Raw genomic sequence first — 13,850 nt, forward strand, 5'->3', positions numbered from 1 at the left:
ATTTCTCTCGATTCAAGACGCAAAGGATTTTTCAATTAGCAATAGTGTTTTTACATGCCAGGACATCTCTTTAGATACCACTAATGTAGTCAGTTTAAAACAGGACAACGTGAAATTGTTAGCGAAGGAAGGTTTGAAAAATTAATATAAATGATTAGGCAAGGGAAAATAAAGAACGGCGGTATATTTTTATTACTTACACTTACTATTTGGGCATATTTGTGCTCCGGTTCAAGTTTGTATGCAAACTTGAGGGTAGCAAAGGTATTCATTGAAGGACGTGAAAATCCGTTAAGTGTAAATACGCTGAGCCCGCGCTTCAGTTGGCAACTTGTCAGTGATGGTTTTAACATCACACAGCAATCATTTCGAATTCAGGTTAGTCCAGATTCATCATTTGAAAATTCTAATCATTTTCTTTGGGATTCGGGGTGGATACACAGCGAGCAATCGCTATATAATAGGTATCACGGAAAACGCTTGAATACTGGTACGACTTATTTTGTGCGGATTCATGTTCGAGATAATATGGGTGCGCTAGGGGTTAGTGCAACTCAATCCTTCCATATCGGTTTACTGAGCCCTGAGGATTGGGGGGAAGCCTCATGGATTACAAATGAGATTTTACCTGACTCGCTGATTAATAGTCTTCCCCTGAGCTCAAGTAAACTTCGTTTAAAAGAAAATTTCGAACTCCCGGTTTTTCGCAAAACGATAAATCTAAAGAAGAAATTAAAATCTTCAATGGCCTACATCTCTGGGCTTGGTCATTACGAATTTCTTCTTAATGGCAAACCGGTGGATGATGACGTATTACAACCCGGTTGGACTAAATATGATAAGGAGGCCTATTATGTAGTATATGACCTGACAAGATTGTGGGGAAAAGGAAACAATACAATTGGTATTCTTTTAGGTAATGGTTTTTATTATATACCTCCGGTCAAAGGACGATTTCAAAAGCATAAAGTAGCCTTCGGTCTTCCAAAGGTAAAAATGAAAGTTGTGAACATTTACCAGGATGGCTCACGAGAGGTTATTGTGACGGACAATAGTTGGAAGGTACATCGATCTCCAATTACATTTTCTAGTATGTACGGTGGGGAGGACTATGATTCCAATATATTGCCAGACACGTGGAATCTCCCAGGTTACGATGATAGTAACTGGAAAAATGCTGTACCTACTGATGGACCAGACTTATGGGGGCAGGAGATTGAACCGGTGCGTATTATGCAACAATTTTCAGGGAAACGCATTGCGGAGTTAGAAGAGGAGAAAATCGAGATCTATGATTTCTCTCAGAATGCCTCTGGGAATGTACGTTTAAAGATGGAGGGCGTTAAAGGCGATACTGTCCGTATTTATCCCGCAGAGCTATTAGATGATCAGGGACGAATAAGTCAAAAACATTCTGGAAGTCCATATTATTATGAGTATATCTTTGGAAAGGACGGTGAGGTTACTTGGCATCCTCGATTTACTTATTATGGACTGCGTTATGCAGAAGTTCGGCATAAACCAAAAGGTAAGCAAAATGTAGATATAAAAGAAATAACCCTCGATCATCTACGTAATAGCGCTCGCAAAAATGGAGAGTTGACCACCTCAGATACCCTTTTTAATCAAATTCATACACTGATCAATTGGGCAATTAAAAGTAATATGATGAGTGTTTTTACGGATTGCCCTCATCGGGAGAAATTAGGGTGGCTGGAGCAGCTTCATCTAATGGGTCCTTCGGTACAATACAACTTTGATGTCAAACGGCTGTTTGCTAAATCGCTACGTGATATGCGTCAGTCACAGACAGCTGAAGGTCTGGTTCCTGAAATCGCTCCAGAGTATGTTCAATTTGATTGGGGCGGAGACATGTTTCGGGATTCACCTGAATGGGGTTCCAGCTCTATCATATTGGCGTGGTATGCTTACCAATGGTATGGTGACGATTCCTTTTTAAAAGATAATTATCAAATGATGAATAGGTATATGGCCTATCTTCAGGGAAAAGCCAAAGGTAATATACTCTATCAGGGATTAGGTGATTGGTATGATCTAGGGCCAGAGCGTCCTGGTGTATCTCAGTTAACAACGCCTGGAATAACAGCCACCGCAATCTATTACGATAACCTTAAAATTATGGGACAGATTTCTGCGTTGCTGCAAGATGAAGACCGTAAGCGATACTACGATTCGCTAAAGCATGTAGTCTATCTGCGGTTTAATGAAACTTTTTATAAACCAGAAGAGAAAATTTATGGATCAGGAAGTCAAACTGCTCTAGCAATGCCTTTATATATGGGATTGGTTGATCCACAAAACATTGCGGGGGTGACGGCCAATTTGGTGAAAGACATTGTGGCAAAAGATACAAGTTTTACGTCCGGTGACATTGGACACCGTTATCTGTTACAGGTTCTGCAGAATGCGGGTCGTGATGATTTAATTTATGCCATGCACAAAGATGACACTAGACCCGGGTATGGATACCAAATTCGACAGGGGGCGACGGCGCTGACCGAATCGTGGGCAGCAAGGAAGGATGTTTCTAATAATCATTTCATGTTAGGACATTTGATGGAATGGTTCCATAATGGCTTGGGTGGACTGGGACAGCAGGTGGGGTCAATTGGCTACAAACATATCCGTATTGCTCCGAGATTATTGGATAAAATTGATACACGAAGTCTAGATTTTCAAAGTCCTTATGGTTTGGTTAAATTTCGCCAAAAAAATGATACTTATCAAGTGAAAGTACCAGTAAACAGTAGGTGTACCTTGGTATTACCTACTCGAGAAAATTATATAATAAACGGAAAAGAGCTGATCGAATTTACCCACAATTCAACGGATCAAGGAATTGAAATTGAATTGGGCTCAGGAAATTACCAAATAAGATAATAGCGTATGAAAGCAACATTGATAATAATGAGCGTTTTGCTAAGTGTTAACTGGTGTTTTTCACAAGAAAAAGATACGGTAAGCGAACAGGAGATGGAGGGGATTTATCAAGAAGTGAAAACACCGCATAAATACGGACTGGTTCTCACACCTTCTAAAAAGGGCGACCTAATGGATTGTCCCTCTGTTTATAAGGTGGGAAAAAAATGGTATATGAGTTTTTTGATATTCGATGGCAAAGGTTATGAAACTTGGCTCGCCGAAAGTTCTAATTTACTGAAGTGGGACATTTTAGGTAAACAAATGTCTAAAGAAAGCACAGATAAATGGGATAGTAAGCAAAGAGCCGGATATAACGCATTGATCAACACGAAATGGGGAGGAAATTATTCGCTAGGAAAGTACAATGGAAAATATTGGATGAGCTATTTTGGCGGATCCACAGAAGGATATGAACCAGTACCTCTTTCCATTGGTATGGCGTTCACTCCAAATGAACCTTATCAACCGATGGAGTGGGAACGCGTTGACCATCCTGTTTTAAGTAGTAATGATGCTGACGTTCGCTGGTGGGAAAATCGCGATAAACTTTTTAAAAGCTACGTAATTGAAGATCCTAGCAAAGTAACCGGTCACCGGTTTATCATGTATTATAATGCCGTGGGCGATTCTCTTGAAAATAATAAACCTACGCGTTGGTACGAGCGGATTGGGATGGCCGTTTCGGATGACCTTACACAGTGGAAGCGGTTTGAAGATAACCCCGTAGTTCACCATCCTGTGGGCATTACAGGCGATCCTATGATCCAACGGATCGACGATTTATGGGTGATGTTTTATTTCGGAGCTTTTTGGAAAGATAGGCCTGGCACCTTCAACCGTTTTGCTGCATCCAGAGATCTGGTTCACTGGACCGACTGGCAGGGCGAAAACCTAATTGAACCATCGGAGGATTACGACAGCCAGTATGCACATAAATCATTTGTGCTCAAGCATAAAGGGATTGTATATCATTATTACTGCGCTGTGGATAAAGCAGGAAACAGAGGTATTGCAGTTGCTACCTCTAAAGATTTAGGAAAAAGTAGCTTGAAATTTTGAGCTTCTTGTTGATTATTGATATTATTATGAAAAGAGCAGGTTTAATCGTTTTTTTAATTATACAATTTATTAATCTCCATGGGCAGGGGAGGCAGGTTATTGACTTTAATGCCGGATGGCATTTTAAGTTAGGCGATGATCTTCAGTACAGAAATCCCCAGTTCGATGAAACCCGATGGGAGGAAATAACACTTCCGCATGACTGGAGTATTCTCTCAGACTTCGGAGCGGAGTTCCCAGCGGGAAATGCGGGTGGTGCGCTCCCAGGAGGAACCGGTTGGTACCGAAAGAAATTTTCACTCCCTAAATCCGCTATAGGGAAACAGGTAAGTATCCATTTCGGTGGAGCATACCGCTATACAGAGGTCTGGTTAAATGGTCACTATTTGGGAAAACACACGAACGGATATTTGTCTTTTGCGCACGATCTTACACCGTACTTAAACTTAGGTGGTCAACAAAATGTTATTTCCATACGCGTTGATAACAGTAAACAGCCTAATTCCAGATGGTACACGGGCTCTGGAATTTATCGTGATGTAAATATCAGTATCAAGGATGCTGTTCATATTTTGGACGAAGAAACCTTTATAACGACTCCTGTTCTAACGCCAGAACAAGGAAATCTTCTGGTACAAACTAAAATAACCAACCCTCAAGATAGGCAGGTCGGAGCCGTAATTACCTTGCGTGATCAAGGTGGACGTATTGTCGCCGATAAGCACGTGTTAGTGAGAGATAATAGTATCCACGAGACGCTGGAAATTTCAAATCCGAAACTTTGGGGTGTCACGGATCCTAACTTATACCAACTCGAAATTGTCCTTGAGGATACGGAAGGTACGCGTGTGGATAACCTTGCGCAAAAAGTGGGATTTCGCACGATAAAGTTTGATGAGAAATCAGGATTTTACCTAAATGGAGAATCCTTAAAAATACACGGCGTTTGTCTGCATCATGATTTAGGGGCACTAGGTGCGGCCTTTAATAAATCTGCAGCCAAGAGGCAGCTTGTAATGATGAAGGAGATGGGCGTAAATGCGATACGTACCGCGCACAACCCACCGGCCAAAGAAGTACTTGATTTATGCGATGAGTTAGGACTTTTGGTATATAATGAGGCTTATGATATGTGGGCTAAACGTAAGAATAAATTTGATTATCATCTGGATTTCCAACAACATCATATTGCCGATCTTAAAGCTTTCATTAAGCGTGATCGTAACCATCCCTCCGTATTTATGTGGAGCATTGGTAATGAAATTAGAGAGCAGTTTGATTCGACAGGTATTACCTTGACAAAAAATATGGCTGCGGTTGTTAGAGAGCTGGATCCTACCAGACCAGTGACAGCCGCCTTAACAGAAACTAATTTCGATAAAAATTATATTGCACAGGCAAAAGCTCTTGATGTACTCGGTTTTAATTATAAGTATTTTGATTACGACAGTCTTCCAAGTGAGTTTGCAGGTGTGCCACTATTAGCCTCGGAAACAAGTTCTGCGCTGGAAACTAGAGGCGTGTACGATGCGTTACATGATACAATTCAACTCTGGCCTGCCTCCAGTAAGGACAAATTTGTCGTAAATGGAAATGCAGATTTTACCGTCTCAGCGTACGATAATGTGGCAGCATATTGGGGCACGAGCCATGAACGTGCCTGGATCGAAGTAGCGAAACGTCCATTTCTAGCAGGAACTTTTGTGTGGACAGGTTTTGATTATTTAGGAGAACCTGTGCCTTATCCATATCCAGCCCGGAGCTCATATTATGGAATTGTGGATTTAGCCGGTTTTGCCAAAGACGTGTATTACATGTATCAATCCGAATGGACTGATAAAGAGGTGTTACATCTATTACCCCATTGGAACTGGAAGCAGGGAGACATCGTCGATGTCTGGGCCTACTATAATAATGCTGATGAGGTAGAGTTGTTTTTAAATGACAAAAGTTTAGGCCGCCGCCAAAAAAGCGTAGATACTTTACACGCCTCTTGGCGGGTAGCGTACGATCCGGGCGAGCTGAAAGTCGTCAAATATCGTGAAGGAAAAGTTGTTCAACAAGTTTCTCGAAATACGGCTGGTGAGGCAGCAAAACTTGAGGTTACAGTGCATCATGATCAATTTGCTACTGGTGATGATCGTGACCTTTACTTTGTTGAGGTACAACTTATCGATCAGCAGGGGAATCCAGTTACAGAAGGCGATCAAAACATTGAATTTTTAGCGGATCAGCATCATACCGTACTAGGGACAGATAATGGTTTTCAAGCAGACCTGAGCGGGCTACATCGTCCGACCCGTAAAACGTTTAAGGGGAAGGCTCTTGCAATAGTAAGCAAACATGACGCTAAGATTATGGGGGATTTAACAATAAAATGGAAAGGTGGAGAACAGAAAATAAAAGTGACCGATACAAAGTAATTTATTTTGCACGCTAACAATAGACAATTATGAGCAATACAATTAGTAAATCTAGGGGAAGGTTTACCGCAATTCGGAAGGGGCGACATTCGTTTTTAGCCTTGACGTTTTTATTTATACTTCAACCTGTAGCGAAAGCAAGAATGGCTCCTGAAGCTGTTGTTGTATTGCACGCTGGTGAACGCGGGCAAGAAGAAGTAGATGGTCGTGTATTGGATGATCAAATGCAACCCATTGCGGGAGCAACTGTATCGCTAGTGGACGCTGTTCTATCAACCGCTACCGCGGAAGATGGAACATTCGAGTTACGCCTTAGCCCTGAAGCAAAACAAATAAAAATTTCTGCCGTTGGCTATAAGGATTATTTTATAGCAGTTACATCAGGAAGTATAGGAGATATCGTCTTGCAAAAGGATGATCAAGCGCTAGATGAGGTTGTTGTTATTGGTTACGGTACGGTCAAGAAAAGAGATTTAACCGGGTCGGTTACTTCGTTGAAATCAGAAGATATAGTACGCTCCCCCGCATCGAATGCGCTAGAATCAATTCAAGGGCAAGTACCGGGGCTAGATATAACTCGGAAATCGGGAAGTGCGACCTCGGGCGTTGATATGACTATTCGAGGAAAGCGCTCCCTATCAACTGCAGAAGGCGCTAACACGCCTCTTGTTATCATCGACGGAATGCAGGGCGGTAATATTAGTGATATCGCTCCACAGGATATCGCTTCGATGGAAATATTAAAAGACGCTTCTTCAACTGCAATATATGGTTCCCAAGGTGCTAATGGTGTTATTATCGTGACAACAAAACGAGGACAGGAAGGTAAACCTAAGGTTAATTATAATGCCTATATAGGGGCCAATGGATGGGCACAATATCCCGAAATGCGCATAGGGGATGATTATATTGCATTACGCCGTGCCGCAGCTCGTGCTGACGGACAATGGTCTAGCCCCGAAGATGATCAGACGCTGTTTAGTGTAGGGGAATGGCAGGCGGTGCAAAAGGGGCAATGGACTAATTGGCGGGAGGAAGTTATGCACACGGGGATGGTACAAAACCATCAATTATCGGTGAGCGGAGGAAATAGTAACACACAGGGAATGCTATCAGGCGGATATTATAAGGAGCTTGGAACATTCAAAAATGACGCTTTAGATAAATTCAATCTACGATTGAATGTGGATCAAAATATTGGAAGTAAAGTAAAGATCGGAACTTCTTCCCAAGTGACGCATTACGACGGGAATAACAGAGCTGACAATGTCTTATGGCGCTCAGCGACTAACGTTCCGCTAGGACTGCCCTATAATGAAGCCGGTGAAGTGAACCTGTGGCCATTAGGGAGAGAAGGAAAGGTTAACCCCTTAGCAGATGAGGCTACGGCAACCACCGCGCAACATCGTATAGCGAACACCAACATAATCGCCAATGGTTTTCTTGAGGTGAAGCCTCTGCAGGGGCTTTCATTCCGCTCTAACGCTGGGGTCAATCTCTCTTATCATAAAACTAAGGATTTTGCCAGTGCCAATTCTATTGATCGGGCAGGCGAATTTCCTTCCTCTTTGGCGAGCATACAAGGAGAGGATAGGTCGTTCATCAACTGGGACAATATTCTTAATTATGCTGCTGATTTTAATGATCATAGTTTAAACTTTACCGCATTGACATCATGGACAAGCTCAAAACTTAGCACCAGCTATATGGAGGGGACGGGTCAATTTGTGGAACAGCAATTATGGCATAACATTGGCGCTAACCAGAAAGATTCTTATGTAATCCGTTCGGGGTACATCCAAAGTCAAACACTTTCCTATGCTTTACGAGCAAACTATTCTTATCAGGGGAGGTATCTACTTACTGTTTCGAACCGGTGGGACGGAGCGTCTAGACTTTCTCAAGACAATAAATGGGCGGCATTTCCTTCCATCGCTGCCGGATGGCGTATTAGCGACGAGGAGTGGTTTAATTGGAAGCCTGTTAGTGACTTAAAGCTGCGCGCAAGCTACGGGCAGACAGGAAACTCGGGAATTAATGAGTATGGTACGAAATCCGGATTGACCAGTTATACCAATGCTGCATTTCAGGATCAAGGATTTGTTTATTATGTGTATAACACCTTGTTAGGAAATGAGAATTTGGGATGGGAGCGTTCGGAATCCTGGAATATTGGATTAGATGCACAGCTACTAGATGGACGAATTAATTTAGCTGCGGATTTTTACGATACGCAAACTTCGGATATCTTACTACCAAGAACCCTCCCAACTTCGATGGGTTCAGGGGATGGAACACCATTTCAAGTATATCAGAACATAGGAAGCAGTAGCAATAGCGGGCTTGAGATTACCTTAAACACTAAAAATATTGACCGGGAGTTTAAATGGAGTACGGATTTTACATTTGGCACCAATAAAGAGAAAATTGTGAACCTTATTGATGGTAGAGACATCATAGGGGCGACAACTCGGGAAACTGAAAGTTTACTGATCGGTAGACCCCTACAGTCATTTTATACGTTTAAGAGATTAGGTATTTGGCAAGAAAACGAGGCGGAAGAGGCTGCTAGATATTTTAAGGACGCTCAAAAGACACAATCATTCAAGCCGGGTGATATAAAACTAGCGGACTTGAACGGTGATAATATCATTGATGACGTGAATGATGTGACATATATTGGTAGCACCTCCCCGAAATGGACGCTAGGGTTTAATAATACCTTTTCTTATAAGAATTTTGATTTAAATATTTATACAATCGCTCGCTGGGGACAAATGATGCAGTATGATTTAACGGCCAGCTATGATCCGCAAGGGAAGGGGAATCAGCCTGCTTATTTAGACTACTGGACACCAGAGAATCCAACCAACGATTTTCCGCGCGCAGGACTAACCGATTTTTACAATTATCTGGGATACCAGAGCTATAATTTCGTTGACGGGTCTTATATAAAGCTTAAAACGGTCACACTTGGGTATCGTATCCCTAAAAAAGTACTTGAACGAATTAAATTGGAAGGTGTGCGTTTTTATCTAACGGGTAATAATTTATTTTCTTGGGCGAACAGTGATCTTGTTCAGAATTACGACGCTGAACGTGGAGGGGACGCACGGAGTCCTTTACTTCGTCAATTTGTTTTGGGTTTAAATCTAGATTTTTAATGACATGAAGAATATAACTAAATATTTTATAGGGATTGGATTGATAGGTATTTTGCATGGATGTAGTTTGGAAGAAAATAATCCGGGAGGCTCAACCGCTGAAGTTGTCTTTTCAACGCCTGAAGGTATAAATGCATTGATCAATTCTGCGTATGTTTATTACGGAAGTGAATTTTACGGTAGGGAAGATATACTTATGCTTAGCGAAGGCGGCACCGATCTATGGATAAATATTGCGAATTCTGGATACGGCCGGCAAATGACAAAATATGACGGGCTGAATTCGACTGTTGGACAAATACGTAACTCGTGGAATCGGTTTTACGAGATTATAAATTATTGTAATTCGGGTTTGGAACGAATCAATGATGTCGAATTTGAAGATGAGCAGGAAAAAAAATCCAGAATTGGAGAGCTTTCTTTTTTACGGGCTTTTACCTATTGGCATATCGTAGAGCAATATGGGGGAGTAGACCTGCATACTCAGGAGACTAAAGATGCGGTATTGACCGTAAACAGAAGTCCTGTTCTAGATTTTTACGAATTAATGCTTTCAGATCTGGATGTAGCTATAGCCAATCTGCCGACAATGCCAATACCAGCAACTGATGTAGGACGAGTCACGCTGAAAGCTGCATATGGTCTTAAGGCGAGAATAGCCTTAACAAGAGTTGCCTATGAAGAATCGCAGAGCGAAAAGGAGGCTTATTATAAAATAGCATCTCAGGCGGCGCAGTATGTGATAAATAATCAAGGGAGTCTACACGTTGCTCTATACGACACCCCGGAGGAAGTATTCCGTCCAGCAAACAATAAAAACAACAAAGAGGCTATGTTTGTGATCACACATTCGACAGTCAGTTCCCTTAATCCCCAAGAAAAGAATCCCAATCGACTCCATATATGGTTCAAAGCAAAATATTCTGGGAAGGCAGGGATGGTTCGTGATTTAGGATATGGAGCAGATAGAAATTCGAGTACAGGTGGAATGTGTTTTATGCCGACAAGACATTTATTAGAATTATATGATGAAACTGTTGATCGCCGTTACGAGGACTGGTTTCGTGAAAAATACTATCTAAATGTGGATCAATATACATGGACCGCAGATGATCTTTCGGCATTTGGAAAGCCTGCCTCACTCGCTGGAACAACACTGAAGCGAGGAGAGTTAGCACTATGGTTTACCAAGCAAGAGGTAAGTGGTGATAAAAGAAGTTTATCGTATGCCTTGGTAGATATTAATGATACCTACAATGGGGGTAATGTAACCGCAAACGCTCGTTTTAACGTGCATTTTCCTTCTTTGAAGAAATATGATGATCCGGACCTCGCAGAGATCGGATCGCAGGTGGGGACGAAAGATGTTATTCTTATGCGACTGGCTGAAATGTATTTAATAGCGGCCGAAGCAGAGACAATGTCTGCCTCTGGGGACAAATCGTTGGCAGCTCAATATATCAATATACTACGTCATCGGGCAGCTAAAGAAGGAAAAGAAGAGCAAATGACCGTTGGTTCATCAGACATGAATTTAGATTTTATACTTGAAGAAAGAGGACGAGAACTTTGTGGTGAACATATTCGGTGGTTTGACTTAAAGCGGACCGGAAAACTGCTTGAGTATGTGAAAAAATATAATCCGGATATCTTATTGATACAGCCTTATCATCTCAACAGGCCAATTCCTCAACAATTTTTAGATGCAATTATCAACCCGCAAGAATTTGGTCAGAATGAAGGATATTAAACAACTCTTCTATTACTCGCGGTTTTTGTTGCTGTTTGTGCTTGTCCCTGGGATTAGTAACGCAGGGGATATCTATGTAGAGCATCGAGCAGATATAAATTTGGGCGTTGGAACTCGTGAGGCTCCTTTTAGTACCTTAGAAGATGCGCTCCGACTTGCACGCGAATGGAGACGTTTGGGCGATGAGCGAACAAGCGGTGGAATAAATATTTGGATCGCTGCAGGTGTATATACACCAACTCAAACTATTTTAATTAGACCAGAAGATAGCGGTACGGCAGCCAGTCCCACACGCATCAAGGCGAGCGGTAAGCCGGCGGTGCTCTCCGGTGGAGTCTCTGTGAATGGATGGCGGAAGGCACCTCGTACAGCGGGCGCGTCACCTGCGGCGCAAAAGAAATTGTGGGTTGCTCCAGCGCCTAAGGCTGGCGGGCGCTATTTTACTTTTCGGCAATTGTGGGTCAACGGAGAAAAAGCTACCCGAGCACAGAGTCATGATGATAAAAATCTACCTCGAATTTTAAATTGGGATTTCAATAAAGGTACGGCAACAATTTCTAACGATTTTGACCATTTCAAACTGACCGACGGTATGGAGTTTTTTATCCATCAGTGGTGGGCGACAGCGTCCTTGCGGGTTGCAGATGCTGCAGTGCACGGCGATAGTATCGTTTTATCTTTCCATCAGCCCGAAGCACGTTTACAGAACGAACATCCATGGCCGAAACCATGGTTGTCTACCGAGCATGGCAACTCCGCATTTAAATTAGTGAACGCCCTTGCCTTTGTTGACGAACCTGGAGAATGGTATCTCGATGAACAAGAACAGAAAGTTTATTATTTTCCTCGTCCGGATGAAGATCTAGCAACATCTACGGCTGTTGCACCGAATTTGGAAACTATTTTAAAATTTGAAGGTACGCTCGAATCACCGGTTTCTCATGTGCATATTGATGGGATTAATTTTATGCATAGTAGTTGGTTACGACCAACCACACAAGGACATGTGGCTTTACAAGCGGGTATGTTTTTTTTGGATGCATATAAACTTAAAGAACCGGGTACCCCAGATAAAAAGGGCCTTGAAAATCAAGCTTGGGTAGGACGCCCCGAGGCGGCTTTAAGTCTGCAAAATACAGCGTTCACTGTTATACGTAATTGCTCCTTTGAACATCTGGCCTCAACAGGTGTGGATTATGTCCAAGCAAACAATAGCGATACCCTGCAGGGTAATCTGTTTCAAGATATTGGTGGATCTGCAGTATTACTCGGTAAATTTTCAGACGAAAATCTAGAAGCACATTTACCGTATAATCCACTTGATCAACGTTTACTAACCGACGGATTAGAAATTACGAATAATCTAATTCAAGAGGCGGGAACAGAAGATTGGGGGACTGTAGGCATTGGTGCTGGGTACGTGAGAAATGTAAAGATTGAGCATAACGAATTGTTGGATCTTCCATATACGGGCATAAGCCTAGGTTGGGGATGGACACCCACTATTAACAGTATGAAAAACAATGTGGTTCGAAAGAACCGGATTGTTCGTTACGGTAAATATATGTATGATGTGGCGGGAATATATACCCTTTCGGCCCAGCCGGGAACCCGAATAGAAGAAAATCTAATCGATAGCATATACGTGTCTCCGTATGCGCATCTTCCGGATCATTGGTTCTACCTATATACGGACGAAGGGTCTGCGTATATGACTGTTCGCGATAATTGGTTTCCCGCAAATAAGATTCTGCAGAATGCCAACGGTCCCAATGTAGATTGGAGAAAAAATGGTCCCCAGGTGCAGAAAACCAGTGTTTCTGATGCGGGACTGACCGCTGAATTTCTACCGCTTCGAGAACGTATTTTACCTTTAGATACTACATTAAGATTCAATAGTTATTCGCCGCTAAATAAGCCCGCCTTTTTTCAGGTCTATGACCCCCAAGGTAAGCTTAATGAAGCAGAAATAGGCTCGTTTGTTTCAAGGCTTGGTGGAGACGTATCGCAGATTTATAGATGGAAGGACTATACACTGATCATGACTTTGAAGGAAACAGCAAAAAAAATGCAGAAAGAATGGGAAACTTCTTATCCTTCCATACGATCTACCGTATTCGACGAACAGTTTTATAGTTTCCAGGCTGATCAGTGCGCGGCGGCGAGACCAGTAGCAGATAAGGATTTTGTACTTCTTCGTGCACAGTTAGTGGAGGATGAGGATCAGCAGGAGTCTTATTTAGAAGCCCACCAAACACAATATGAAAAATGGCCTGAGGTTGCTCAGGGATTTTGTAACGCAGGATTTCAGCAGGTATATGTTTATAAGCAGGGTAGACAGTTATTGCTCCTGATATCTTTTAAAAAGGGACAACAATTTGAAGAAATTGATCCACTCACCACAAAAGATAACCCGCGCGTAGCGGAATGGAATAAGTTGATGAGTACCTATCAGCAAGGTATCGAGGGGACCAAAGAGGGTGAAACCTGGATCTTCTTTAAAAAATAATG

At 42.2% G+C, this 13,850-nt stretch carries 6 protein-coding genes; all 6 read left to right on the top strand.

The window, feature by feature from the left end:
• Positions 1 to 150: 150 nt before the first annotated feature.
• From HP439_RS05430 to HP439_RS05455, 6 genes are read left to right on the top strand one after another with little or no spacing between them, the layout of a single operon-like run.
• Entirely contained in the window at positions 151 to 2,901 is a 2,751-nt protein-coding gene (locus HP439_RS05430; RefSeq protein ID WP_172389330.1) for a family 78 glycoside hydrolase catalytic domain, read from the top strand.
• A 6-nt stretch (positions 2,902 to 2,907) separates the two neighbouring features.
• A complete protein-coding gene (locus HP439_RS05435; protein ID WP_172389331.1) occupies positions 2,908 to 4,002 on the top strand; it encodes a glycoside hydrolase family protein in 1,095 nt (364 codons plus the stop codon).
• Between the two features lie 26 nt (positions 4,003 to 4,028).
• Positions 4,029 to 6,425: a glycoside hydrolase family 2 TIM barrel-domain containing protein gene (locus HP439_RS05440; protein ID WP_172389332.1), complete on the top strand. Its 2,397-nt coding sequence runs from the start codon at positions 4,029 to 4,031 to the stop codon at positions 6,423 to 6,425.
• A 29-nt stretch (positions 6,426 to 6,454) separates the two neighbouring features.
• The gene (locus HP439_RS05445) at positions 6,455 to 9,589 is read left to right on the top strand and encodes a SusC/RagA family TonB-linked outer membrane protein (RefSeq protein WP_172389333.1); all 3,135 of its coding nucleotides are present in this window, start codon (positions 6,455 to 6,457) and stop codon (positions 9,587 to 9,589) included.
• A gap of 4 nt (positions 9,590 to 9,593) precedes the next feature.
• Complete coding sequence (locus HP439_RS05450) at positions 9,594 to 11,339, top strand: RagB/SusD family nutrient uptake outer membrane protein (RefSeq protein WP_172389334.1); 1,746 nt, start codon at positions 9,594 to 9,596, stop codon at positions 11,337 to 11,339.
• Complete coding sequence (locus HP439_RS05455) at positions 11,326 to 13,848, top strand: L-rhamnose mutarotase (protein ID WP_216657772.1); 2,523 nt, start codon at positions 11,326 to 11,328, stop codon at positions 13,846 to 13,848. The genes HP439_RS05450 and HP439_RS05455 overlap by 14 nt, the downstream gene beginning before the upstream one ends.
• Positions 13,849 to 13,850 lie beyond the last annotated feature (2 nt).

Source organism: Sphingobacterium shayense (assembly GCF_013179575.1).
Lineage (GTDB): Bacteria > Bacteroidota > Bacteroidia > Sphingobacteriales > Sphingobacteriaceae > Sphingobacterium > Sphingobacterium shayense.

What these genes read in the sequence shown, in the direction of transcription:
- HP439_RS05435 (WP_172389331.1), top strand. Translation starts at nt 2,908, where the DNA reads ATGAAAGCAACATTGATAATAATGAGCGTTTTGCTAAGTGTTAACTGG.
- HP439_RS05440 (WP_172389332.1), top strand. Translation starts at nt 4,029, where the DNA reads ATGAAAAGAGCAGGTTTAATCGTTTTTTTAATTATACAATTTATTAAT.
- HP439_RS05445 (WP_172389333.1), top strand. Translation starts at nt 6,455, where the DNA reads ATGAGCAATACAATTAGTAAATCTAGGGGAAGGTTTACCGCAATTCGG.
- HP439_RS05450 (WP_172389334.1), top strand. Translation starts at nt 9,594, where the DNA reads ATGAAGAATATAACTAAATATTTTATAGGGATTGGATTGATAGGTATT.
- HP439_RS05455 (WP_216657772.1), top strand. Translation starts at nt 11,326, where the DNA reads ATGAAGGATATTAAACAACTCTTCTATTACTCGCGGTTTTTGTTGCTG.
- HP439_RS05430 (WP_172389330.1), top strand. Translation starts at nt 151, where the DNA reads ATGATTAGGCAAGGGAAAATAAAGAACGGCGGTATATTTTTATTACTT.